General features: G+C 66.6%; 24 protein-coding genes. 6 read left to right on the top strand and 18 right to left on the bottom strand.

All coding sequences use genetic code 11. From position 1 onward, the window contains the following. Window positions 1-8: 8 nt before the first annotated feature. The 4 genes from ACSFBC_RS14565 to ACSFBC_RS14580 all read right to left on the bottom strand — a co-directional run bounded on the left by ACSFBC_RS14565 (window position 9) and on the right by ACSFBC_RS14580 (window position 3842). The gene (locus ACSFBC_RS14565) at window positions 9-1001 is read right to left on the bottom strand and encodes an FAD binding domain-containing protein (protein WP_435511029.1); all 993 of its coding nucleotides are present in this window, start codon (window positions 999-1001) and stop codon (window positions 9-11) included. Beyond that, window positions 988-1818 (bottom strand): 2Fe-2S iron-sulfur cluster-binding protein, encoded by an 831-nt coding sequence (locus tag ACSFBC_RS14570; RefSeq protein ID WP_435511030.1) that lies wholly within the window; start codon window positions 1816-1818, stop codon window positions 988-990. The genes ACSFBC_RS14565 and ACSFBC_RS14570 overlap by 14 nt, the downstream gene beginning before the upstream one ends. A gap of 270 nt (window positions 1819-2088) precedes the next feature. Continuing rightward, the gene (locus ACSFBC_RS14575; protein ID WP_435511031.1) at window positions 2089-2430 is read right to left on the bottom strand and encodes a cyclophilin-like fold protein; all 342 of its coding nucleotides are present in this window, start codon (window positions 2428-2430) and stop codon (window positions 2089-2091) included. Window positions 2431-2618: 188 nt separating this feature from the next. Beyond that, window positions 2619-3842, bottom strand: coding sequence for an MFS transporter (locus ACSFBC_RS14580; RefSeq protein WP_435511032.1), 1224 nt, complete (start codon window positions 3840-3842; stop codon window positions 2619-2621). A 301-nt stretch (window positions 3843-4143) separates the two neighbouring features. Between ACSFBC_RS14580 and ACSFBC_RS14585 the strand changes: the two genes are divergently transcribed. Next, window positions 4144-5043: a LysR family transcriptional regulator gene (locus tag ACSFBC_RS14585; RefSeq protein WP_435511033.1), complete on the top strand. Its 900-nt coding sequence runs from the start codon at window positions 4144-4146 to the stop codon at window positions 5041-5043. Here the strand turns inward: ACSFBC_RS14585 and ACSFBC_RS14590 are convergent. Beyond that, on the bottom strand, window positions 5027-5950 hold the full coding sequence (locus tag ACSFBC_RS14590) for a LysR family transcriptional regulator (protein WP_435511034.1): 924 nt from the start codon (window positions 5948-5950) through the stop codon (window positions 5027-5029). The two genes, ACSFBC_RS14585 and ACSFBC_RS14590, sit on opposite strands and share 17 nt — an antisense overlap. A 97-nt stretch (window positions 5951-6047) precedes the next feature. Here ACSFBC_RS14590 and ACSFBC_RS14595 point away from each other — a divergent pair, with 97 nt between their 5' ends. Beyond that, window positions 6048-6452: a (R)-mandelonitrile lyase gene (locus ACSFBC_RS14595; RefSeq protein ID WP_435511035.1), complete on the top strand. Its 405-nt coding sequence runs from the start codon at window positions 6048-6050 to the stop codon at window positions 6450-6452. Between the two features lie 107 nt (window positions 6453-6559). Further along, window positions 6560-7225 carry a carboxymuconolactone decarboxylase family protein gene (locus tag ACSFBC_RS14600; RefSeq protein WP_435511036.1) on the top strand — a complete coding sequence of 222 codons (666 nt, stop codon included), beginning with the start codon at window positions 6560-6562 and terminating at the stop codon, window positions 7223-7225. A 187-nt stretch (window positions 7226-7412) separates the two neighbouring features. Here the strand turns inward: ACSFBC_RS14600 and ACSFBC_RS14605 are convergent, their stop codons facing one another. Both ACSFBC_RS14605 and ACSFBC_RS14610 read right to left on the bottom strand, forming a co-directional pair. Further along, a complete protein-coding gene (locus tag ACSFBC_RS14605; protein WP_435511037.1) occupies window positions 7413-8291 on the bottom strand; it encodes a DUF4272 domain-containing protein in 879 nt (292 codons plus the stop codon). Between the two features lie 74 nt (window positions 8292-8365). Further along, the gene (locus tag ACSFBC_RS14610; RefSeq protein ID WP_435511038.1) at window positions 8366-9361 is read right to left on the bottom strand and encodes a GlxA family transcriptional regulator; all 996 of its coding nucleotides are present in this window, start codon (window positions 9359-9361) and stop codon (window positions 8366-8368) included. Between the two features lie 154 nt (window positions 9362-9515). Between ACSFBC_RS14610 and ACSFBC_RS14615 the strand changes: the two genes are divergently transcribed. Both ACSFBC_RS14615 and ACSFBC_RS14620 read left to right on the top strand, forming a co-directional pair. Then, on the top strand, window positions 9516-10424 hold the full coding sequence (locus ACSFBC_RS14615) for an MBL fold metallo-hydrolase (RefSeq protein ID WP_435511039.1): 909 nt from the start codon (window positions 9516-9518) through the stop codon (window positions 10422-10424). A gap of 56 nt (window positions 10425-10480) precedes the next feature. Beyond that, complete coding sequence (locus ACSFBC_RS14620; RefSeq protein ID WP_435511040.1) at window positions 10481-10969, top strand: isochorismatase family protein; 489 nt, start codon at window positions 10481-10483, stop codon at window positions 10967-10969. On the opposite strand, the gene ACSFBC_RS14625 is transcribed toward ACSFBC_RS14620, so the two are convergent. The 7 genes from ACSFBC_RS14625 to ACSFBC_RS14655 form a co-directional block, all read right to left on the bottom strand. After that, the gene (locus tag ACSFBC_RS14625; RefSeq protein WP_435511041.1) at window positions 10879-11229 is read right to left on the bottom strand and encodes an AAA family ATPase; all 351 of its coding nucleotides are present in this window, start codon (window positions 11227-11229) and stop codon (window positions 10879-10881) included. The two genes, ACSFBC_RS14620 and ACSFBC_RS14625, sit on opposite strands and share 91 nt — an antisense overlap. Before the next feature lie 126 nt (window positions 11230-11355). Further along, window positions 11356-11985, bottom strand: a complete 630-nt coding sequence (locus tag ACSFBC_RS14630; protein WP_435511042.1) for a PqiC family protein — start codon at window positions 11983-11985, stop codon at window positions 11356-11358. Continuing rightward, window positions 11982-13622 carry a PqiB family protein gene (locus ACSFBC_RS14635; protein ID WP_435511043.1) on the bottom strand — a complete coding sequence of 547 codons (1641 nt, stop codon included), beginning with the start codon at window positions 13620-13622 and terminating at the stop codon, window positions 11982-11984. Before ACSFBC_RS14635 ends, ACSFBC_RS14630 begins: the two co-directional genes overlap by 4 nt. Then, window positions 13615-14286, bottom strand: coding sequence for a paraquat-inducible protein A (locus tag ACSFBC_RS14640; protein WP_435511044.1), 672 nt, complete (start codon window positions 14284-14286; stop codon window positions 13615-13617). The genes ACSFBC_RS14635 and ACSFBC_RS14640 overlap by 8 nt, the downstream gene beginning before the upstream one ends. Continuing rightward, on the bottom strand, window positions 14283-14933 hold the full coding sequence (locus ACSFBC_RS14645) for a paraquat-inducible protein A (protein WP_435511045.1): 651 nt from the start codon (window positions 14931-14933) through the stop codon (window positions 14283-14285). Before ACSFBC_RS14645 ends, ACSFBC_RS14640 begins: the two co-directional genes overlap by 4 nt. An 11-nt stretch (window positions 14934-14944) precedes the next feature. Further along, complete coding sequence (locus ACSFBC_RS14650; RefSeq protein WP_435511046.1) at window positions 14945-16393, bottom strand: MFS transporter; 1449 nt, start codon at window positions 16391-16393, stop codon at window positions 14945-14947. Then, window positions 16394-17611 (bottom strand): multidrug effflux MFS transporter, encoded by a 1218-nt coding sequence (locus tag ACSFBC_RS14655; RefSeq protein ID WP_435511047.1) that lies wholly within the window; start codon window positions 17609-17611, stop codon window positions 16394-16396. It lies immediately after the preceding gene. A gap of 292 nt (window positions 17612-17903) precedes the next feature. Here ACSFBC_RS14655 and ACSFBC_RS14660 point away from each other — a divergent pair, with 292 nt between their 5' ends. Further along, entirely contained in the window at window positions 17904-18254 is a 351-nt protein-coding gene (locus tag ACSFBC_RS14660) for an alpha/beta hydrolase (RefSeq protein ID WP_435511048.1), read from the top strand. A gap of 27 nt (window positions 18255-18281) precedes the next feature. On the opposite strand, the gene ACSFBC_RS14665 is transcribed toward ACSFBC_RS14660, so the two are convergent. From ACSFBC_RS14665 to ACSFBC_RS14680, 4 genes are all read right to left on the bottom strand, one after another. Further along, window positions 18282-18827 (bottom strand): methylated-DNA--[protein]-cysteine S-methyltransferase, encoded by a 546-nt coding sequence (locus ACSFBC_RS14665; protein WP_435511049.1) that lies wholly within the window; start codon window positions 18825-18827, stop codon window positions 18282-18284. 10 nt (window positions 18828-18837) lie between these two features. Continuing rightward, entirely contained in the window at window positions 18838-19254 is a 417-nt protein-coding gene (locus ACSFBC_RS14670; RefSeq protein WP_435511050.1) for a hypothetical protein, read from the bottom strand. 201 nt (window positions 19255-19455) lie between these two features. Then, entirely contained in the window at window positions 19456-21132 is a 1677-nt protein-coding gene (locus ACSFBC_RS14675) for a putative bifunctional diguanylate cyclase/phosphodiesterase (protein ID WP_435511051.1), read from the bottom strand. Between the two features lie 80 nt (window positions 21133-21212). Then, entirely contained in the window at window positions 21213-22103 is an 891-nt protein-coding gene (locus ACSFBC_RS14680) for a hypothetical protein (RefSeq protein ID WP_435511052.1), read from the bottom strand. Between the last annotated feature and the right edge of the window lie 41 nt (window positions 22104-22144).

A 22144-nucleotide genomic window follows, 5' to 3' on the forward strand; every position in this document is an offset into this window, starting at 1 on the left:
TCCTCTTCTCAAACCATTCGCGCGGCGCGCATCAGCGCCCGGACGACGGAACGCCGACCCAGTTCGACCTTGTAGGCGTTGTGCGCCAACGGACGGGCATCCTGCAGCGCGGCTTGCGCGGCGCGTTGGAAGGTGGCCTCGTCGGCGCGCTGGCCCACGAGAATCGCTTCGGCCTCGGCACTCCGCCAAGGCTTGTGGGCGACGCTGCCCATCACCACGCGCGCCTGACGGATCCTGCTGCCATCCATGTCCAGTGCGGCAGCGACCGAGACCATCGCGAAGGCGTAAGAGGCGCGGTCGCGGACCTTCAGGTAGTGCGCGTTGCGAGCGAAATCACCCGAGGAAACGGGGAGCTCGATGGCGACGATCAGATCGCCATGCGCCAGGTTGTTGTCGCGCTGGGGCGTGTCGCCCGGCAGCCGGTGGAAGTCGGTGATGGGGATCAGGCGCTCGCGTCCGTCCGGCGCGCGAGCGCGCACCTTGGCATCGAGTGCATAGAGCGCCGTGGCCATGTCTCCGGGATAGGTCGCGACGCAGGCCTCGCTCCAGCCCAGGATCGCGCTGATCTTGTTGAGGCCTTCGCGCGCGCCGCAGCCGCTGCCGGCCTCGCGCTTGTTGCACGGCATCGACGTGTCGTAGAAGTAATTGCAGCGCGTGCGCTGCAGCAGGTTGCCACCGTTGGTGGCCATGTTGCGCAGCTGCCCGGAAGCGCCTGCGACGATCGCTTGCGTGAGCAGCGGGTAGTTCTCGCGGATCAACGGGTGGTTGGCGGTTTCGGTGTTGGTGGCGAGCGCGCCGATGGACAGGCCCGCGCGCGTTCGCTGGATCTCGCGCAACGGCAGGCGGGTGATGTCCACCAGACGCGTCGGACGCTCCACGTCCTCTTTCATCAGGTCCAGGAGGTTGCTGCCGCCGGCAAGGTACCTGGCTTGCGGCATGTCCGACATGGCGGCCGTCGCGGAAGCGGCGTCGGACGCGCGCAGGTATTCAAACGGTCGCATGGCCGTCCTCCTTCGTGGCGTCCATGGCCATTGCCAGTTGTGTCTCGGTGGCGAATCCCCAGGTCTGCGCAGCCTGGCGGCCGGAGTGGACCTCCTGGATGGCAGCGACGATGCCCGGGTAGGCGCCACAGCGGCAGATGTTGCCGCTCATGCGCTCCTTGATCTCCTCGTCGGTGAGACGTGTCGTGGTCTTGCCGACGTTCTCGGTGACGTGGCTGACCTGGCCGCGCTGGGCCTCGCCGAGCATGCCGATGGCCGAGCAGATCTGGCCGGACGTGCAGTAGCCGCACTGGAAGCCGTCGTGCTTGATGAATGCGGCCTGCATGGGATGGAGCCGATCGCCCTTCGCCAGCCCTTCGATGGTCGTCACGGCGCGCCCTTCGAGGGTCGCTGCCAGCGTGAGGCACGACAGGACGCGCTGCCCGTCAACCAGCACGGTGCAGGCGCCGCACTGGCCCTGATCGCAACCTTTCTTGGAGCCGGTCAATGCGAGGCGTTCGCGCAGGGCATCGAGCAGCACCACGCGCGAGTCGACCTCCAGCGTCTGCAGCACGCCGTTGACCTGGAAGCTGACCTTGACGACGTTCTGCGCCACCACGGGTGCCGAGGCTGCACCGGGCACCGTTGGCAATTGCGCGAGCGCGGACTCGGTCGCCAGCAGGTTGGCCGCGAAGAGGCCGATGCCACCGCTACCGGTTTGCATCATGAAGGTACGACGGGCCTGGCCGACGTCGCCGAGCACCGGCATCTCGCGGAGGAGCGCCGCTTCGTCGGCACTGAGTTCGGCCGGAGCATCGTTCTGGATTTCGTGGGGCATGGACTTGGTCCTTTCAAAAAAGGGGGTGCGTTGGCGGCCGGGCCGGCATTGCGGGCGTTCTCGTGATCACCTCGCCGTGTTTGAGCGTTCACGGCGGTCTGCGAGCGAGATCGCTCGGCCGTTTCTCGCCAAGCGTGACTTTGACGAACACGCCGGTGATCGACTACGTGACGAATGCTTAATGCCCTTATTAGCCCGGCTAATGGCTTCAAGGCGCGGTGCGACTTCCGGCTTGTGCATCTCGGCTCGCGCTGTTTCCGGGCCAGACCTTCAGTCCCGTGAGAACCGGACCCGTACGTCGCGCTGCCCGAGCGCTTGCGCCAGGCCGTTCGGGTCATCCACCTGACCCAGCCGGGTGTACGAGTACGGAGAGTCGAAGGTCAGATAGAAGAGAACCACGGTGTTCGGCCCATACAGCATGAGGTCACCGTTGCGGATCGTTCCCGGTCGACCGGGATTCGCAGGCAACGCTTCAGGCAAGTCGAACTTCTTCTCGTTGCCGTTGAGGTCGGTCATGTCGAGCGTCAGCGGCAGGCGCTCAGCGAACGCACGCGCGGCGTCCGTATCGGCCAAGGTCAGGGCGAGGCGACGTTCGCCGACGGTCATCCACATGCGGGACTCCTTTGGTTTTCCAGGTGCGGCAACGGCATCCGCAGTGACGGGGACACGCGAACCTGGAACCGACTTTTCGTCGGCGTGACTGCCACCAAGCAGGGCCAGGCCGATGCACAAGCCCGCAAGGTGCAGGCGCGATGGTCGGCAAGGTCTGCTTTTCACTGCAAACGGACCGCGGTTCTGGGTCATTTTGATTTCGTGCGGTCTGCACGCGCTGTCAGGAAAACAAGGAAGGCGCCGACCAGCAACAGGCCTGCGCTGAATGCGAAGGTGCTTCGGTAGCCGCTGCGGTCGAACAGCAATCCGCCCACCGTGGAGCCCATTGCGATCGAAAGCTGCACCACCGCCACCATGAGCCCGCCGCCGGCCTCTGCGTCGTGCGGAAGCGTTCGTGCAATCCACAACCACCAGCCCACCGGCGCCGCGGTGGCCACCAGACCCCAGACGCCCAGCAGCACCGTCGTGGCGGACACCGAGCCGCCGACGACGGTGAGCGTCAACGCGATCGCCGCCATGAGGACCGGGATGATCGCCAACGTGCCGTAGAAGCAGATCTTCAGGAACCGACCCACGACCGTCGTGCCGATGAAGCCCGCGACACCCAGCGTCAGCAACACGAGCGACAACCTCGATGCATCCACCCGTGTCACCGTCTCCAGGAAGGGCCGAAGGTAGGTGAACAAAGCGAACTGCCCCATGAAGAAGACGCCCACCGCCAGCATGCCGAGCACGACCAGCCGGTTCTCGAGGAGCCTGAAGACCGTGCCCGAACCCGGCGCACGTGGCTGCGCCTTCATGCTTGGCAGACTGAACCATTGCCAGACGAACGCGATCACGCCGACCGGCACCAGACAGAAGAAGGCGCCACGCCAGCCGATGATCGAGGCGAGGTAGCTCCCCAGCGGTGCCGCCACGACCGTGGCCAGCGCATTGCCGCCGTTGAAGATCGCCAGCGCCCGCGGTACCTTCGAAGGCGGCACCAACTGCATGGCCGTCGCCGCCGACATGGACCAGAAACCGCCGACGACGACGCCGATCAGCGCGCGGCCCGCCATGTACGTCAGGTAGTCGGGGGCGAGCGCGACGGTGGCGCCGGAGAGGCACATCAGCGCCGTCAGCGACAACAGCAAGGTCTTGCGATCGATCCTCCGGGCGATCGCCGAGATCGACAGGCTCGTGAGCACCGCGAAGGCGCCGGAGATGGCGATGCCCTGTCCGGCCATGCCCTCGGTGACATGGAGGTCGGCCGCCAGCGGCGTCAGCAGGCTGACCGGCATGAACTCCGATGCGATCAACGCGAAAACGCACAAGGTCATCGCGAAGACGCCGCCCCAGTGCGCGGGTTGCGCCTCGCTTCGCTGTTCGAAGGTGGCGCTGCCCGCGGGCGCGCCGATGGCCTGCGCTGTCATCAGGCGCTCGCCGCGACGGGGTGCCTGTCGAACGGGATCGGTGTCACGCGGTCGAAGAACCCGCGTCGATCGAACGCATTGCCGGCTTGCCCTGTGACTGCGGCAGAGAGGGCGTCAGTGAAAGTTCTCATGGTCGATGTCCTTTGAAGATCTGCAGCGAGCAGGCGCTCGCTGTCTTGCTCGATGTGGCGCTTTCGCACCGTGAAGGAAGTTTGCCGAGCCAGGCAAGGGTTGACTAGGTAATGAATGCTTAATACATTTATTACCCCCGCTAATCAGTCCGCGCGCTGCGCACATCGACATGCCAAGACGCAATCTCAATGACCTGCTGGCTTTCGTGACGGTGGCTCGCGAGGGCAGCTTCACTAAGGCGGCCGGCACGCTCGGCGTCACCCAGTCGGCGCTCAGCCAGGCGATCCGCGGACTGGAGGAAGGGTTGCAGATCCGCCTGCTCACGCGCACCACCCGCAGCGTCGCGCCGACGTCGGCCGGCGAGCGGCTCATGAATGCAATTGGCCACCGCTTCGAGGAGATCGAGGCCGAGCTCGAGGCGCTGACCGCGTTGCGCGACAAGCCTGCAGGCACCGTGCGCATCACCTGCGGCGACAACGTGCTGCACACGGTGCTGCTCCCCAAGCTCACGCCGTTGCTGCGCGAGTACCCGGACATCAAGCTGGAGTTCGACATGAACTACAGCTTTCGGGACATCGTGGCCGACCGCTTCGATGCGGGCGTTCGCATGGGAAACACGATCGACAACGACATGATCGCGGTGCCCATCGGCCCGCCGCTGCAGATGGCGGTGGTGGCGTCACCCGACTACTTCGCTGTCCATCCCGTTCCCAAGACGCCGGCCGACCTCACAAAGCATCAATGCATCAACCAGCGCATGCCGACGTCCGGTGGGCTGTATGTCTGGGACTTCGAGAAGCGCGGACGCAAAGTCAACGTTCGCGTCGATGGACCTCTGATCTTCAACACCGCACCGCCTCAGGTGGACGCAGCCTTGGCCGGGCTCGGCATCTCGCTGCTGCCGGAGGATGAACTGATGTCGCACATCGAATCGGGTCGGCTGGTCCGGGTCCTGCAGGACTGGTGCCCCAAATTCGCCGGCTACCACCTGTACTACCCCAGCAAGCGCCAACCGTCGCCGGCGTTTTCGCTGGTGGTGAAAGCGTTGCGCTTCAGCGCGTCGCGGTAGCCGCGGCACGCGCCGGCACGCGATACCTCAACGCTTCGATGACAAGCGCCAAGGCCGGCGCAAGCTGGCGCCGGTTCGCGTGGTAGAGGTGATAGCCCGGAAAGCTCGGCCACCAGTCCTCCAGCACCGGAACGAGCCGGCCCGCGTCGATGTGCGGCTGCACCAGGTCGAAGGGCACGAAGGCGAAGCCCATCCCGTCCAGTGCCGCCTGAAGCATCAGCGTCGTGCTGTTGAACACCGTCTGGCCCTGCACCCGCACGTTGACCGACTTCTTCCCCTTCTCGAAATCCCACGCGTACAGATTGCCCTGCGTGGGAAGGCGCAAATTGATGCAGCGATGCATGGTCAGGTCCTGCGGCTTCCTGGGGATCGGCTTGCCCACGAGGTAGTCGGGTGAGGCGGCGACCGCCATGCGCAGATCCGGCGAGATGCGCACCGCCACCATGTCCTTGTCCACGCGGTCTCCCACCCGCACCCCGGCATCGAAACGGTGGGACGCGATGTCGGTGAAGGCGTAGTCGACGCTGAACTCGATCTGGATGTCGGGGTACTGCTTGAGCAAGGGCAGCAACCGCGGCCAGAGCGCGGTGGTGATCGCATGGTCGTGCGCCGTGATGCGCACCGTGCCGGCGGGCTTGTCTCGCATCGCGCTCAGTTGACCCAGCTCGGCCTCGATCTCCTGCAGCCGCGGCGCTACCGTATCGAGCAGACGGGCACCGGCTTCCGTGGTCGAAACGCTTCGGGTGGTCCGGGTGAGAAGCCGGATGCCCAGGCGCGCTTCGAGCGCGAGCATCGCGTGGCTCAGCGCGGAGCGCGACAAGCCCAATTGCGCTGCGGCCCGCGTGAAGCTCCGCTCGCGCGCGACCGCGACGAACGCTTGCAGATCATTCAGGTTTTCTTTGGCCATTGGTGATTCTCTTGCACATGTGCATGCCGATTCTGCAGTCTTCTCAGCCGAACCGTCCGGCCATAAAGTTGGCCGACCCACCGTGAAAGGCATCCTCATGAAGCTCATCCGCCCCGGCACGCTGCCGTCCGCCAAAGGACCCGCCGAGTTCTTCACCGGCACCGTCCGCATCGACATGCTGAACAACCCACCGCCGCCGGCGCGCGCATCCTGCGCCAGCATCACGTTCGAACCCGGTGCGCGTTCAGCCTGGCACACGCATCCGCTGGGCCAGACATTGATCGTCACGGCCGGCTGCGGCTGGACCCAGTGCGAAGGCGAGCCGATCGTGGAGATTCGCGCAGGCGACGTCATCTGGTGTCCACCCGGTCACAAGCATTGGCACGGTGCGACGGCCACGACCGCCATGACGCACATCTCGGTGGCAGAGGCGCTCGACGGCCGGAATGTCGACTGGCTGGCGCACGTCAGCGACGCCGAGTACCTGGCAGGGTCGCTGTGAACAGACGTCTCCACCAGATCGTCGCGTGCCTTGCAATCGTGCAGCCGTTCGCTGCGGGCGCCCAGCCAGCCCCGGCAGGATCTCCAACTTCGGCAGCCGTCCCGGACATGACCCAGATTCAAACAAACACGGAATCACTCTCCGTTCGCCAACAGGCTCTCATTCCGATCGCCGCGTTTGGCGCTTTGGGCGACATGGCGCGCCTCCATGTCGCGTTGAACCAGGGACTCGACGCCGGGCTGACCGTGAACGAAGCGAAGGAAGTGCTGGTTCAGCTCTATGCGTACGCCGGATTTCCGCGCAGCCTCAATGCGCTCGGCGAGTTGATGAAGGTGGTCGAGGCGCGCAAGCAAAGCGGCCTGCAGGACGCACAGGGGCTGGCCCCGAGTCGCACCATTCCCAAGGGCGACGCATTGCTGGCTGCCGGCACCGCCAATCAGACCCGACTCGTGGGCAGTCCCGTGAAAGGCGCGCTCTTCGAGTTCGCTCCGGTGATCGACGAGTACCTCAAGACGCATCTCTTCGGCGACATCTTCGAGCGTGACAACCTGGACTGGCAAAGCCGCGAGCTGGCGACCGTGAGCATGCTGTCTGCATTGCATGGCGCCGAATCGCAGGTGCAGTCGCACATGGGCATCGGCATGAACGCAGGCATTACGGCCAGTCAGCTGAACCAGTTGACGCAGGTGCTGGCCGAAAAGGTCGATGCCGATGCAGCACGGAGGGCTCGAGAGGCTCTTGCGCGTCAGCTTGCGACGAAAGCCGCGCGCTGACTCGACGGCAGGACGGCCGGTGAGTCGATCGCAAAAACCGATTGCCGGCCGAAGTTGAGCGAAACGATCTCGGCTGATCCGGGAGCTATGGATGCTCGCTCGGACGACGGTTTTCGGCCGGAGCCAGTCGTTCGTGACGCCGCGGAATTCTGGCCAACAGACTGTTGGCGCCGGTCAATCGCGAACTTCAGGTGTCGAGTGGAACCTCATCCCAACTCTTTCCATAGCCGATCATCCAGCTCAACGCATAGCGGCGCTCCAGGACAACGCCTGCGTCGAGGTCGGCACGAACGGCCTGCCCGCGCAGTTGGGCATCGACCACATGCCAGTGCTCGCTGAGCAGGCGACTTTCTTCATCGCCCACCTCATTGTCGGGTCGCAGGCGGGCCCTGGCCACGAGGTCCGCCGGTGAGTGTCGGGCCTGCTGCACGAGCGGAATCCTCCAGATGTCGGCGCGCTGGTGCGAGGGCGGCAGCGCGGGTATACCGCCCAGTGCCCAGACCAACGGCATCATGGCCTCGGCGCGCCACCCGAAGTTGACGATGTCCGGCTGCGCCGGGCGCTGGGCGTGAAAGACGAAGCGCTGCTCCAGCGGGGAAAGAAACGCATCGATGCCATGCTCTTTTGCCCAGGCAATACCCTGTTGCGCGAGCTCTTCGCTGGAATTGGCGCGCCATACGACCACGATCAGCGCCAGCAGGCGTTGCGCGACCTGCTCGGCCGTACGGAACTCCAATTCATGCCACTCACTCTCCAGCGGCGGACTCAATAGATTCTGCAGCGATCGCTCGATGATGATGTCGCGCTCGCCAGCCTTCTTTAAAGAAACAGAGAAGGGGATAAAAAGATTCCACTGCCATTTGCGGCCCCTGCCATCCGTCCACAGAATCCGCGAACGGGTCTGGTCGCCGTACCAAAGTGCACGGACTCGAACGCAGCGAGCAGCGGGATCATGGCGCACCACGGCAGCCCGGCAAAGCTTGCTGAATTCGATCATGCCGTTCTTGAAGGCGTCCCGCTCGTTCTGCCGGCTCCACCAGCGGCGAAGAATGTCAGTCGCTTTCATGGCCTGAATCGTACCGGGTGACGCCGAAACCTCTGCTCAATGAATCGAGTCTTCTCGAAGGCGTGAACAGGCTGTCATTTTTCCCTTGCGAGCAAGGCCTTCGAGTCGCCCCGTTGGCCTTCACAAAAAAGCCGCCTGTATGCAGATGGTGATGTATGCAGCTGAGTTGCAAAGTGCTGACGCAGCGACAGGGACGTGCCAAAGCCCACGTCGGTCGCAACACGCTCAACGGACCATTCCGTGGTTTCCAGCAGCTGCTGCGCCCTGGCGATACGCTCGGCCGTCAGCCACTTCACGAAGGTGGTTCCCGTGGCCTCGCGAAAACGTCGGGTGAAGGTTCGCCGGCTCATGCGCGCCGTGTCGGCCAGTACATCCAGCGTCAAGGACTCCGACAGGTGCGTCCGTGCCCACTCCAACACGCCCGGCAAACGGTTCTCGCTGGGCAGCGAAGGCACCGGCTGTTCGATGTACTGCGCCTGACCGCCCTGGCGGTGCGGCGGCGTCACCAGCAGCCTCGCCACGCGATTGGCCACCTCGGCACCATGCCGCTGGCGCACGAGGTCCAGGCAGCAGTCGATCGCGGCGACCGTCCCGGCAGACGTCATGACGTTGCCGTCGTCTACATAAAGCACGTCACGAAGAAAGTTGGCCAGCGGAAAACGCTTGGCGAAGAGTTCACGACAAGCCCAGTGGGTCGTCGCTCGGCGCCCGTCCAGCAGGCCTGCATCACCCAGCACAAAGGCGCCCAGGCACAGCCCGACGACCTGGGCGCCGCGTGCATGTGCCTCGCGCAGGGCCTCCGACAGCGCAGCGGGGGTAGTCTTTTCGGGATGGTTCCAAGCCGGAACGATGACCAGGTCGGCATCGGCCATGGCGTCAAGGCCGCTGGGCACCTCAATCTCCATGCCTTGGTCGCAGCGAACACGGCCGGGCACCGGCGCACAGTACTGGACTTCATACGCAGGCAGTCCCTCAGGGGCCGGCTTCATGCCGAACACGATGTTCGGGACAGAGAGGTGAAAGAGGCTGACACCCTCGAACGCCAGAACTGCGACTCGCACAGGTTGCATGAACTCTCCAAGAGCAGATCGACAGAATGGCCCGATCGTATCGAACAACGCCCTCTGGGCCACTGGTGCGAAACCCTGCCCCTTCGCAAACTTGACTCCAACGCGAATGGACCTCTTACCGCGCGTCACCAGCAATCATTGAAAAGGAAAACTCATGCAAGTCTCGAACACGTTGCGGAGCGCGCTCGCCCTGGGTGGCACCGCCATGCTTGTCGCCTGCGGCACCGCCTACTCCGGCGCCACCGCCCCGAAGGCGCCTGCTTCCCTGACAAAGACCGTCAAGGTCCAGCACATTCGAAATGCGACCGTCAAGATCGATTTCTCCGGCACCACGTTTCTGGTCGACCCCATGCTCTCACCCAAGGGCGGGTTTCCAGGCTTTCCAAACACGTACCGCAGTGAACTGCGCAATCCATTGGTGGAGCTGCCGTTCTCCGTCGACGACGTCATGAAGAGTGTCGATGCCGTCGTGGTGACCCACACCCATACCGATCACTGGGACGACGCGGCGCAGCGGCAGATCCCCAAGAACATGCCCGTGTTCGTGCAGAACGAAACGGATGCCAGGACCATTCGTGGCCAAGGCTTCAAGGATGTGCGTGTCCTCGGGGGCGCCAACACCTTTCACGGTGTGACGTTGAGCAAGACCGGTGGCCAGCACGGCACAGATTTGTGGTTTGCGGACCCTGCACGTGCCGAGGCGATGGGCCCCGTGATGGGGGTCGTGTTTTCTGCGCCCGATGCGAAGACGGTGTACATCGCCGGCGACACCGTATGGCGTCCTGAAGTGGACCAGGCATTGAAGCAGTACAAGCCGGACGTCGTGATCCTGAACACCGGGAGCGCTCTCATGAGCGGTTTCGAGGAGCATCCCATCATCATGGGAAAGCAGGACGCGCTGCAGGCCGCTCAGGCAGCGCCCAACGCCGCGATCGTGGCGGTACACATGGATTCGGTGAACCACATGTCGCTCAGCCGCAAGGAACTGCGCCAGTTCGTGCAGGAGAAGAAGATTCAGAACCGCGTGACGATCCCGGAAGACGGCGAGGCCATGCAGTTCTGATGATGTGACCCTGCCCGGGAGTTCGGGCAGGCCCCATGACCTGAAGAGAGAAACCCATGAAAAAAGCACTTGTCGTCATCGACATTCAGAATGATTACTTCCCTGGCGGTGCCTTCGTACTGGAGAACGCGGAGGAAGCTTGCAAAGGTGCTGTAGAAGCAATTGAGCAGGCGAAGCGCGAGGGATGGCTGGTCGTCGGCGTGCAGCACGTGAATGCGGCGGATGCCCCCGCATTCAAGCCCGGCACCGAGGGGGTGAAAACCCATGGCCATGTCGCTGCCGCGTTGGGCGATGCACCGATCGTCGTGAAAAGCGAAGCCGACAGCTTCTTCAACACCGACCTGGAGAAGATCGTGCGCCAAGCCGGCATCACCGACCTGTACCTCACCGGCATGATGACGCAGCACTGCGTCACCCACACCGCGCTGTCCCCGCAGGCGCGCGACCTGAGCATTCACATCATCGCCAAGGGCTGTGCCGCCCCTGCCAAGGCCTTGAGCAACCTGGCCCTGCAAGGGCTGAGCGCTCGCTGCCAGGTTGAGTAGAACAGCACCTTGGTGCGCCAAGGTTGAGCAGGCCGTCTGCGCGATGGTCGCCCAGTGCAGAAGATCTTCCGAGAAGCAACCTGGAAAGCCGAAAGCGAACTGGGGCACAACCGCCGACCGAAGAAGACCGCGCTGGCCACCTTCCTCGACGCTCGCTCAATGGTATCGATGCGCAGATAGGCAGATGGCAAACGGGCGACGATTTGGCGCGCAGTGGCGGTTTTTCCGACACCTGGTGGTCCGCCGAGAACGATCAGCATCGGGTTCTCCGTGGTCGATTTGCTTGAAGCTGGTCAGGGGCAAATTGCTCCCCGCCGAACGAGTGACGGGTTCTCGGCGATGGCGAAGAACGGCTGCCGCAGCTTGCGCACCCGCGCACCACCGCTTCAGCTGGCGCCGCGGCAAGCCGCCGCAGGATCCGCCTGCAGCGCCGACAACTGGCGTGTGATGGCCTGCGCCGCCTGCGAGGTGATGCGCTGTGCACCGAGTGCCAGCGCATCGATGCCCTGCCCCACGGGCTCGCTGGCCGACCATTGGCAGGTCGCGCTGCGTTCCGAATCGGAGCGCCGCACAGTCCAGCTGAACGCCGCATCGACGCGCGTGGCCTCGATGGCGTCGAAGCGCTGCACCTGCAGCGCGATGCGCCAGGCCGGCTGGCTGGGCTGGCGGCCACCCTTGGTGACGTCGATGGCACCGAGCCGGCTCGCGATGCCCGCGGCCAACGCGTCGCGCAGTTCATTCTCGAAGGACGACGACCAGCGGTGCTGCTCGAGCAAGGCCACTTCGGCGCCGCCACCTGCGCGCTGCACCAGCATCTGCGGGCGCGCGAGGCGCTCGGGCACCGCGACCGGCGCGAGTTCGATGAAGATCGGCGCGGCCGCGGGCGCGACGACCGTGACATCGGCCGGCGCAGCCAAGGTGTAGTAGCGGTCAGGCGTGCTGGTGGCGCAGCCTGCGGCCAGCAGCGCCAGGGCCAGCGGCAGCGCGCTCAGGAGTCGTCGGGGCAGTCGCTTCATTTCTTGTTGTCCTCCGGTTTGCCGCGCAGCAGCGACTCGGGATGGCGTTCGAGGTAGTCGGTCAGCACGCGCACCGAACCGGCCGCGCGCGTGAGTTCCTGCAGGGTCTGGCGCATGTCCTGCTGCAGCGGTGAGTCCTGCGCCAGCGTGCGCTCGGCCGAGTTGATGGTCTTGCGTGCGTCCTTCATGGCCGCCGTGATCTCGGGCGACACGTCGTTGTTGAGCGTGCGCGTGAGCTGCTCGGCGCCGACCAGCGTCTTGTCGAGCGTGGCCAGCGCCTTGCGCACGTCGGTGCCGATCTGTTCGAAGGGCACCTTGTTGACCTTGGTGACGATCTCCTGCACCTGCGACTGCAGCTCGTCCAGGCTGTTGGTCAGCGTGGGCATCTCGAGCGGCGTCTTGCTCACGTCCACCGTCACCGGCGGCGCCTTGGGGAAGAAGTCGAGTGCAATGTAGTTCTGGCCGGTCAGCAGGTTGCCGGTGCGCATCTGTGCGCGCAGGCCCTTGCCGATCAGGAACTGCAGGCGCTTGTCCTGCGCGATGCGCGACTCGCGGGGTTCGCCATTGGCCTTGGTATGCAGCCGGTCGGGGTAGACCGTGACGATCACGGGCATGCGGAACTCGCGCTCGCTGCGGTCGAACTGGATGCCGATCGACTTGACCTCGCCGATCACCACGCCGCGGAAGTCCACCGGTGCGCCCGGCGACAGGCCGCGCAGCGACTGGTTGAAGTACAGCAGCATGGTCTGCGCCGGACCGTCCGGCGGCTTCATGGCCGAGCTCTCGTCGTCGGCCAATGCGAACGACGTGTTCTCGATCGCGAGCGGGCCGCTGTTGTTCTCGGGCGCGCCGAAGGCGATGCCCCCGATCAGGATGGTGGCCAGCGACTGGGTGCGCAGCGTGATGCCGCTGGCATTGAGCCGCATGTCGATGCCGCTGGCCTGCCAGAAGCGCGAGTTGGCGCCGATGAACTTGTCGTAGGGCGCGTTCACGAACACACGCAGCGTCACGCCGCGGCCGTTCTCGTCGAGTTCGTAGGCCGCCACCTGGCCGACCTTGATCCGGCGGAAGTACACAGGCGAGCCGACGTCGAGCGACGCGAGGTCGGGCGCGCGCAGCAGGAACTGCTTGCCCGAGGCATCGCGCGTGACGATGGGCGGCGCCTCGAGGCCGGTGAAGTCCTTCGAGCTTTCGTCGGCCACACCGGCGTCCGCGCCGATGTAGGCGCCCGACAGCAAGGTGCTCAGGCCCGAGATGCCCGAGGTGTCGAGCCGCGGCCGCACCACCCAGAAGCGGGTGTCGGTGGCGGTGAAGGCGTCGGCATCCTTGTTGAGCTGCAAGGTCACGCGCACATGCGAGCGGTCGCGCGCCAGGCGCAGGCTCTGCACCACGCCGATCTGCACGTCCTTGTACTTGACCGCGGTCTTGCCGGCTTCCAGGCCCTCGGCGGTCTTGAAGCTGACCTCGATCTCGGGGCCGCGGTCGATCAGGATGCGTGCCACCAGCGTGATGCCGACCAGCGCCGCCACCACCGGGATCAGCCAGATCAGCGAGGGTATCCAGTCGCGCCGCTTCGCCACGCGCGGCGCGGGCAATGCGGGGGGTCGCCCGTCGGTCTTCTTGTCGTCTTCACTCATGGCGTGCGTCCCTTGGGTTCTCTTGCTCGGTATCGTCTTCTTCGTCGTCGGGCCCGGTGTGGCCGTCCCAGGTGAGCTTGGGGTCGAAGCTCAACGACGCCAGCATGGTCAGCACCACCACCGCGCCGAAGGCTGCGATGCCGACGCCGGCCGTGATCTCGGCGAAGCCCTGGATGCGCACCAGGCCCGCCAGCAGCGCCACCACGAAGACGTCGAGCATCGACCAGCGGCCGATGATCTCGATCAGGTGATACAGCTTGGCGCGCTCGACGCGGCGCCAGCGACTGCGGCGCTGTGCGCTCACCACCAGCACGAACAGTGCCGCCAGCTTGAACAGCGGCACCAGGAAGCTGGCGACGAAGACGATGGCGGCCAGCCCGTAGGCACCGGTGATCCAGAAGTAGATCACGCCGCTCATGATGGTGTCGTTCTGCGAGCCGAACAGCGTGCGGGTGATCATCACCGGCAGCAGGTTGGCCGGCAGGTACATCACGCAGGCCGCGATCAGCAGCGCCCAGGTGCGGTTCAGGCTGTCGGGCTTGCGGATGTGCAGCGGCGTGCCGCAGCGGCCACAGGGCGCGCCGTCCTCTGCCTCGGCCCAGGCCGTGCCGCAGTGCCGGCAGCCGATCAACCCGGTGGCGATGGCGCGCGGCACGGCCGTCATGCGGCTTCCTCGGGCGCCGAAGGCGTGTCTTCGGCCGCCGCCGTCGCGCCTTCGGCCATCGTCCAGAAACCGCGCGGATCGAAGGCCAGCACCGCGGTCAGCAGCACCGTGAGCGCCATGAAGGCATAGAGCGCAGGACCGGGCAGCACCGTCGCCATGCTCGAGAGCTTGACCAGCGCCACCAGCACGCCCAGCAGGAAGACCTCGACCATGCCCCAGGGCCGCAGCGACTGCATCGCGCGCACCAGCCAGGCAAAACCGGCCACGCGGTGTTGATGCCGCAAGGGGACCAGCAGCCAGATCAGGATCAGCAACTGCAGCAGCGGAAAGAGCAGCGTGGTGGCCAGCACCAGCAGCGCCACCAGCGACATGCCTTCGCCCGCCAGCGCGATCACGGCGCCGGTCAGCGTGGTCTGGCTGCGCAGGCCGCGCAGTTCGATCTCGACGATCGGGAACAGGTTGGCGATGAAGAACATGATCAGCCCGGCCACGGTGAGCGGCAGGATGCGCGCCTGCTGCGCGCCCGGGTGCCGATCGAGCTCGGTGCCGCAGCGCGGGCAGCGGGCGATCTCGCGTTCATGCAGCGGCGCGCGGTGGTACACCGCATCGCAGCCTTCGCAGACGATCGCCTCGGGGATTTCCTTCATTGACGCCAAGCTTAATGGCTTGGCGAAGTCCCCGCCCTCAGACGGAGGCTGCTGCAGATGCCAGCCAATGCCGCACAGGCGGCCGCCAGCACCAGCGCAATGAGCGGCCCTCGCCCCTCGTGCGGGCTCCAGACGCTGAAGATGGCGGCGATCAGCACCGCGCCCAGGGTCTGGCCCGTGAGGCGCGCCGTGCCCAGCATGCCGCTGGCCGCACCGCTGCGGTGCGGCGGCGGCGTGGTCACGATGGTGTGGTTGTTGGGCGACTGGAACAGGCCGAAGCCCGCGCCGCACAGGGCCATGCGCCAGACGATGTCGAGGTTGTCGGGTTGGGCCGGCAAGGCCGCCAGCAGGCCCAGGCCGATCGCCAGCAGCCCCAGGCCGATACCGCCCAGCAGGCCGTCGGGGTAGCGGCCGATGAGCCGTCCGGCGATCGGCGCCATCACCACGATGGCCAGCGGCCAGGCGGTGATCAGCAGGCCGGCCTGCAGATGGGTACGGCCGTACACGTCGAGCAGCAGGAACGGCAGCGCGATGTACGACAGCATCTGCGCGCAGAAGGCCGCGACCGAGGTGCCCATCGACAGCGCGAACACCGGGATGCGCAGCAGGTCGATCGGGAACAGCGGCACCACCAGCGCACGCTGGCGACGCAGGTAGACGAAGCCCACCGCCACGCCGGCCAGCAGCAGCGCCCAGGCCACGGGCTGGGTGCCCTGCGCCGCATCGGCTTCGCGCACGCCGAGCCGGTCGGCGCCGATGAAGATGAGCGCGAACATCAGCACGTTGAGCACCACATCGACCCACGAGAAACGCAGGCCGACGGCCGGCGCCGCGGTGTTGAAGGGCAAGGCGCGCAGGCCCAGCGCCAGCACCGCCAGCCCCAGGGGCACATTGAGCGCGAACAGCCAGGGCCAGGAGGCCACCGACAGGATGGCCGCGGCCACCGAGGGGCCGGCCACCGAGGCCGTCGCCACCACCATCGAGTTGACCGCGATGCCGCGCCCCAGCTGCGCCGACGGATAGATGAGCCGCACCATCGCCGCGTTGACGCTCATGATGCCGGCCGCGCCCAGGCCCTGGACGGCCCGTGCGGCGATCAGCGTGCCGAGGGAATTGGCCAGCACCGCGGCCAGCGAGGAGACGGTGAACAGGGCCACGCCCAGCAGGTAGACCCGGCGGTAGCCCACCCGGTCGCCCAGCGCGGCCAACGGCAGCAGCATCACCAGCGTGGCGATCTGGTAGGCGTTGACCACCCAGATCGAATGCGCGGGGTTGGCATTGAGTTCGCGTGCGATGCCCGGCAGCGCGAGGTTGACGATGGTGCCGTCGAGCACCGCGACCGTGATGCCGAGAATGATCACGGCCATCGCGTACAGGCGCTGCGGCATGGGCAGCCCGTCGCGCGGCGGCGCCGCAGTCAGAGCGGAAGACGGTTCCTCGCGCAGGGTGCCAGCGCTCATTCAGCGCACCGCGGGCTCGCCGGCCGATTCGGCGTCATAGGCGCTGCCGAGCGTGAGCCAGGTCAGCACCACGGCCACCAGCGCGCCGCCGGCCATGCCGGCCACCATGGGCAGGGGTCGGCCGTCGGTGAACAGGCCCACCACGCCCATCACGACCGCGCCGGTCAGCATCTGCAGCGTGCCCATGAGCGCCGACGCGGTGCCGGCGATGCTGCCGTGCTCCTCGAGCGCGAGCACCGAGGTGGTGGGAATCACCAGGCCCATCAGGCCGCTGGCGATGAAGTACAGCACCAGCAGCACCCAGATCGAATCGCCGCCCAGCAGGTAGTAGACGAACATCGCCACCATCACCACGCCGCAGGCCGCCACCGCGCCCTTGACCACGCGTGCCAGCCCGAAGCGTTCGCCCAGCGGGCCGTTGAACTGCGCGGCTGCGAAGAAGGCCGCCGCATTGACGCCGAAGGCCACGCTGTACATCACGGGCGACAGGCCGTAGTGGTCGATCATCACGAAGGACGAGTTGGCCAGGTAGGTGAAGAAACCGGCCATCGCGAAGCTGCCGATGAACACCAGGCCCAGGTAGTGCCAGTCGCGCAGCAGCTGGCCGTAGCCGGCCAGGGCGCTGCCCAGGCTGCTCTCGACGCGCTGCTCGGGCGTGCGGGTCTCGCCGAGCGAGGTGTTGATCAGCACCAGCCCGGCGATGGCCGCCAGCGTGACGGCCCAGAACACCGCGCGCCAGCCGGCCAGCGCGATCACCCCGCTGCCGACTAGCGGCGCGAGGATCGGCGAGATGCTGAACACCAGCATCAGCAGCGACATCAGCCGCGCCGCGTCGTTGCCGGTGTGCAGGTCGCGCACGATGGCCCGCGGGATCGCCATGCCGGCCGCGGCGCCCAGACCCTGCAGGAAGCGCAGCACGATCAACGTCTGGATGTCGCTGGCCAGCGCACAGCCCACACTGGCCAGCGCGAACAGGCCGAGCCCGAAGTACAGCGGCGGCTTGCGCCCGACCATGTCGGAGATCGGACCGTAGAAAGGCTGGCCCACCGCAAGCGCCAGGAAGAACACCGTAAGGCTCCACTGAACGGCACCGATATCGGCGCGCAGGCTGGTGCCGATGGCCGGCAGCGCAGGCAGATACATGTCGATGGCGAACGGACCGATGGCCGACAGCAGGCCCAATACGAGCGCCATCTTGAAAAAACGCGAAGAAGTCATAGGGGGTGATTGTCGCCAACCCGGAAACGGCCATCCGGCAGCGCGGCGGGCGCGCCTGTGCTACGACGCCGGAGCGCCCTGGCGGCCGCATTGTTTCCATTGCCCGAACGCCATGGTTCCGCGCGTGCGCGTTTTCGGGCGCTGTTCAGGCTCAAACTTCATCCCACAGACCAACGAAGCAAGTTGATCTGGGTGAACAGGCCACCGAGCGAAGAGGCCGCTCCCGAAAGGGGCGGAGACACCCACCCAAGACCGGTTCTACATCATCCAAATCATTGAAAGAGAAATTGAAATGAACACCCGCAAGATCCTCGCCGTCGCAGCCCTCTCCCTCGTCGCTGCCGTCGGCGCCCAAGCCGAAACCTATGACGGCGTGCTGACCGTCCGCTCCAGCCTGAGCCGCGCCGACACGCAAGACCAGGCCGTTGCAGCCGCCCGCGCCGGCAACATCTACGGCGACACCTACGGTAGCGGCGTGCTGGCCGTCAATTCGACCGTCGACCGCGCCTCGGTGCGCGCCGAGGCCGTGGCCGCTGCGCACAACCCGCTGCAGAGCCTGGACCGCCGCGCCTTCTACCGTGACCAGGTGCCCACGGCTTACCTGAAGCCCCGCGTGTCGTTCACGCAGCAAGCTTCGCGCTAAGCCGAGGCAGGCGGCCCGCTGTACGGCTCAGAAGTCGTCGAACAGCGAGGCCGTCCCGGTCGGCCGCGCACCCTCGTTGTGCAGCATGCGCATCTTGGCCAGCGCGCCGCCCGGCGCAGAAAACCCGCCCGGCCGGCCATCGGCCGCCAGCACGCGGTGGCAGGGCACGATGGGCGCGAAGGGATTGCGACCCAGCGCCTGCCCCACCGCACGGGCCAGTCCCTTGCCGCCGAGTTCCTCGGCGACCTCCCCGTAAGTCCTTGTCTCGCCCGGCCTGATGCGCCGCGCGATCGCATAGACGCGCCGATGGAATGCCGGCACGCCCTCCTCGTCGAGCACGATCTCCAGCAGGTCGAGCGGCGCGCCGGCCAGCATCGCGGCCGTGGCGTCGATGGCCTCCTGCACGCTCGCCGGTGGCAGCGACTCGACCAGCGCGGGAAAGCTCGCCTGCATGCGCGCATGGGTCAGGGCCTCGTCATGCTCGGGCAGTTGCACGCCCACGATGCCGCGTTCGCTCCAGGCGATGCTGCAATGGCCGATCGCCGTGGCGAAGAGCGCGAAGCCCCCTCGCATCGCGAGGCCTCTACTTGAGCGTCCTGGCGAACGCCAGCACGCGTTCGCCGTCCGCGTCGGTGTACACCGTGGCCGGCGTCAGGCCCACATAGCGCCCGCCTTCGTGCGGCCGGGCCTCGACGAGCTGAAGTCCCACCAGCTTGCCCGAGGGCACGTAGCGGGTCTCGATGTAGATGCCGGTCTGCCCTTCCTTGACGAGGGGCAACTGCGCGACCGCCTCGTAGTCCTCCGCCTTGAGCAGCGCGGTCAGGCGGTCCTTGAGCGCGAAGGCGTACCAGGCCTGCTCGTACACCATCGATTCGCCGGTCTCCACATGCTTGAGCATCACGAGCAGCTTGCGTTTGAAGAGCTTCAGCTCCTCCATCAGGAACGCGAAGAGATCGCCGTATTCGCCCGGTGCTGTCTCAGGGGTACGCAAAACTGCCATGGTGTCGTGCTGCCTTTCTGGAGGGGATCGAAGGGGGAAAGCCAGCGCACTTTACCTCCCCTGCGCAACACCGATTGACCCGCATGTCCGCGCAGATCGGCGACGGCGACGCGGAAGGCGTGGCTGCGTGGGATGTCAAAGAAACAGTGACAGACGCGGCTCGTGGCGCCTATCTGCAACGCAACCTGAATTGAAGACCCTTCAGTTCGGGTCCGCCGCAGGCGCGCCGGTCAGCAGCCGTTCGAGCGCCTTGGGCTGCAGGGGCCGCGCGAAACCATAACCCTGCACGTCGTCGCACTTCAACGCCTCGAGCGCCGCGGCTTGCGCGGGTGTCTCCATGCCCTCGGCCGTGACCTTCATGCCCAGCGCGTGCGCGAGCGACACGATGGCAGAGACGATGGCGTAACCCTTGCCCGGCTGGTCGACGTTCATGACCAGCGAGCGGTCGATCTTGAGCCGATCGAACGGAAATTGCGTGAGGTAGGAAAAGCTCGAGTAGCCGGTGCCGAAGTCATCGATGGCCAGTTCGATGCCCAGCTGGCGCAGCGACTCCAGCGTGGCCAACGCGCGCGCCGCATCGTTGAGGAAGATGCTCTCGGTGATCTCGATCTCCAGGTGCTCCGGGCCCAGCCCCGCATCGACCAGCGCGCTCTGCACCATCTCGACCAGCCCGGGCGACAGCAACTGGTGCGCCGACACGTTGACCGCCACGCGCGGCGCTTCGCCGCCCTTGCGCGCGAGCAGGCGATGCAGCCGGCCCACTTCGCGGCAGGCCTCGCGCATCACCCATTCGCCGATCGGCACGATCATGCCGATGTCCTCGGCCACCGGGATGAAGGCGGCCGGGCTGACCGCTCCCAGGGTCGGCGACTGCCAGCGCAGCAGCGCCTCCATGTGCCGGATGCGTCCGGTCGACAAATGCAATTGCGGCTGGAACACCAGGCTGAACTCGTTGCGCTCGAGCGCTTCGCGCAGCAGGCCCTCGAGTTGCAGCCGCCCTTCGGCCTGACTCTGCATCGCGCCGGTGAACCAGCGCGCCTGCGCCGCGCCCGCGGCCTTGGCCACGCCCAGCGCGACGCGCGCACGGTGCATCAGTTCCCCCACGTCGGTGCGAGTCTCGAGGCTGCTGATCGCCGCGCCGATGCAGGCCGTGAGGCGCAGGCTGCGGTCGGCGCCCTGCATGGGCAACGACAGGCCGTGCAGCATGGCGTCGATGCGGACGTTGACCTCTTGCGTGCCGCCATCCACCAGGCAGGCGAGCAGCCCGCCGCCCAGCGTCGCGAGCACCGCCTCGGGCCCGAGGGCGCCACGGATGCGGTGGGCACACAGTTGCAGCACCTGGCCCAGCATCTCGTCGCCCTGCGAATCGCGCAACCGGTCCATCTGGTCGAGCTCGACCACCAGCAGCGCGCAGGGCCGCTCGCGTTGGCGGGCCGCCTGCAGTTTCAGCGCCGCGCGTTCGCGCAGCCAGGCCACGTTGGGCAGCTGGGTCCAGGTGTCATGGAAGCCGTCGTTCCAGCGGGCCAGCGTCTGCGACTCGCGCGGCGGCAGGGGCACCATCGTGCCGACCCAGCGCTGCGGTGCATCGTCCTGCTGCGGCATGGCCGTGAGCACGAGCTGAAACTGCAGCGTGCGACCATCGCGATGCCGGCTGGTCCACGACGGGCGCGACAGCGACTCGGGACCCGGGGGCAACTCGAATGCGCCATGCACCAGCGCGATCGTCTGGCGATGGACCAACTCGTGGGCCGCGTGGCCGGTCAGGCGCTCGTAGGCGGGATTGACCCGCAGGTAGACACCCAGGGCGTCGCATGCGAAGAGGGCCTGCGGCAGGGAGTCGACGATATCGGCATTCCGGACCGCGGCGGAGGAGGACATGGAACACACCGTTCAAGGATGAGCAAACATTGTAGTAAGCCCTCCTGACGGCTCGCGCCGCGGCCCGCCTGCGCTGTGCTTCAGGACCCCGTCTTCAACCGCGCGTATTCGCTGCGCTTCATGTCGAGGTAGTCCGATCGTTCGGTTTCGTGCAGCTGTCGCGCGTACTGCTCGGTGGCGTCGAACCAGGCGGCCAGCCGGCGATCGAGCTGCTCGGGCCGCGGCGCGTCGAGGAAGGCATCGATCGCCAGGTAGTAGCGCATGGTGTTGCGCTCGACCACGCCGCGCACGCCACCGATGTAAGCCGGCTTGCCGTCGCCGTCGCGGCCGGAGGCCGTGAAGCCGACCTTGTCGCTGCCCAGCGTGCCGAGGTAGGCCTGCATGGCCAGCCGCGCCGCGGTGCCGTAGCCGTAGGCATAGGACAGGTGCACGAAGCTCTGCTTCGCGCCCAGCGGCGTGGCTTCGAAGCCGATGCGGTAGTCGCGCGTCGACATCGGTCCGCTGGCGGCCGACAGGCGCACCGACAGGTAGTCGGCCGTCGACGAGGCACCGCCCCAGGCGAAGGGCACGCGTTGCGCCTTGTCGAGCGGCTGGTCGAACTTGCGCCCGATCGCCACCTCGACCACCGGCGCTGCGGCGCCACCCTTCACTGCGCAATGCTTGGTGTTGAGGTGCAGCATCAGCACCTCGCACCAGCTGGCCGGCCGCTCGAGCGCGGCCAGTTCGGCGAAGGGATGGTCGACCACCGCGTAGATGTCGCCACTGAGGCGATCGGCGCTTTCGGTGGAGTCGAGCACCAGCCGGCGCTGGAACGGGTTGTCCGTCAGGCGCGCCGTCAGGGCCTGGTGCCGGGCCTTGAGCGCGGCCGCGTCCTGGGCGACGGCGGTGCCACCCGCACACAGCAGAGAGAGGCCGAGCGCGACGGCCGGAAGGCCCCGAAGGGCCTGGCGCAGGGAAATGGGATTCAACATGATCCGGTCACCCTACGCGCCGCCGCAGCGGCGCCGTGTAG

The organism is Variovorax frigidus (assembly GCF_051216515.1).
Lineage (GTDB): Bacteria > Pseudomonadota > Gammaproteobacteria > Burkholderiales > Burkholderiaceae_C > Variovorax.

Coding starts and splice junctions, on each gene's coding strand:
- ACSFBC_RS14675 (WP_435511051.1), bottom strand. CDS start 21,132: ATGTCCTCCTCCGCCGCGGTCCGGAATGCCGATATCGTCGACTCCCTG.
- ACSFBC_RS14670 (WP_435511050.1), bottom strand. CDS start 19,254: ATGGCAGTTTTGCGTACCCCTGAGACAGCACCGGGCGAATACGGCGAT.
- ACSFBC_RS14595 (WP_435511035.1), top strand. CDS start 6,048: ATGAAGCTCATCCGCCCCGGCACGCTGCCGTCCGCCAAAGGACCCGCC.
- ACSFBC_RS14640 (WP_435511044.1), bottom strand. CDS start 14,286: ATGACGGCCGTGCCGCGCGCCATCGCCACCGGGTTGATCGGCTGCCGG.
- ACSFBC_RS14575 (WP_435511031.1), bottom strand. CDS start 2,430: ATGTGGATGACCGTCGGCGAACGTCGCCTCGCCCTGACCTTGGCCGAT.
- ACSFBC_RS14570 (WP_435511030.1), bottom strand. CDS start 1,818: ATGCCCCACGAAATCCAGAACGATGCTCCGGCCGAACTCAGTGCCGAC.
- ACSFBC_RS14605 (WP_435511037.1), bottom strand. CDS start 8,291: ATGAAAGCGACTGACATTCTTCGCCGCTGGTGGAGCCGGCAGAACGAG.
- ACSFBC_RS14610 (WP_435511038.1), bottom strand. CDS start 9,361: ATGCAACCTGTGCGAGTCGCAGTTCTGGCGTTCGAGGGTGTCAGCCTC.
- ACSFBC_RS14650 (WP_435511046.1), bottom strand. CDS start 16,393: ATGAGCGCTGGCACCCTGCGCGAGGAACCGTCTTCCGCTCTGACTGCG.
- ACSFBC_RS14680 (WP_435511052.1), bottom strand. CDS start 22,103: ATGTTGAATCCCATTTCCCTGCGCCAGGCCCTTCGGGGCCTTCCGGCC.
- ACSFBC_RS14655 (WP_435511047.1), bottom strand. CDS start 17,611: ATGACTTCTTCGCGTTTTTTCAAGATGGCGCTCGTATTGGGCCTGCTG.
- ACSFBC_RS14645 (WP_435511045.1), bottom strand. CDS start 14,933: ATGAAGGAAATCCCCGAGGCGATCGTCTGCGAAGGCTGCGATGCGGTG.
- ACSFBC_RS14665 (WP_435511049.1), bottom strand. CDS start 18,827: ATGCGAGGGGGCTTCGCGCTCTTCGCCACGGCGATCGGCCATTGCAGC.
- ACSFBC_RS14590 (WP_435511034.1), bottom strand. CDS start 5,950: ATGGCCAAAGAAAACCTGAATGATCTGCAAGCGTTCGTCGCGGTCGCG.
- ACSFBC_RS14660 (WP_435511048.1), top strand. CDS start 17,904: ATGAACACCCGCAAGATCCTCGCCGTCGCAGCCCTCTCCCTCGTCGCT.
- ACSFBC_RS14620 (WP_435511040.1), top strand. CDS start 10,481: ATGAAAAAAGCACTTGTCGTCATCGACATTCAGAATGATTACTTCCCT.
- ACSFBC_RS14615 (WP_435511039.1), top strand. CDS start 9,516: ATGCAAGTCTCGAACACGTTGCGGAGCGCGCTCGCCCTGGGTGGCACC.
- ACSFBC_RS14630 (WP_435511042.1), bottom strand. CDS start 11,985: ATGAAGCGACTGCCCCGACGACTCCTGAGCGCGCTGCCGCTGGCCCTG.
- ACSFBC_RS14635 (WP_435511043.1), bottom strand. CDS start 13,622: ATGAGTGAAGACGACAAGAAGACCGACGGGCGACCCCCCGCATTGCCC.
- ACSFBC_RS14585 (WP_435511033.1), top strand. CDS start 4,144: ATGCCAAGACGCAATCTCAATGACCTGCTGGCTTTCGTGACGGTGGCT.
- ACSFBC_RS14625 (WP_435511041.1), bottom strand. CDS start 11,229: ATGCTGATCGTTCTCGGCGGACCACCAGGTGTCGGAAAAACCGCCACT.
- ACSFBC_RS14600 (WP_435511036.1), top strand. CDS start 6,560: ATGACCCAGATTCAAACAAACACGGAATCACTCTCCGTTCGCCAACAG.
- ACSFBC_RS14565 (WP_435511029.1), bottom strand. CDS start 1,001: ATGCGACCGTTTGAATACCTGCGCGCGTCCGACGCCGCTTCCGCGACG.
- ACSFBC_RS14580 (WP_435511032.1), bottom strand. CDS start 3,842: ATGACAGCGCAGGCCATCGGCGCGCCCGCGGGCAGCGCCACCTTCGAA.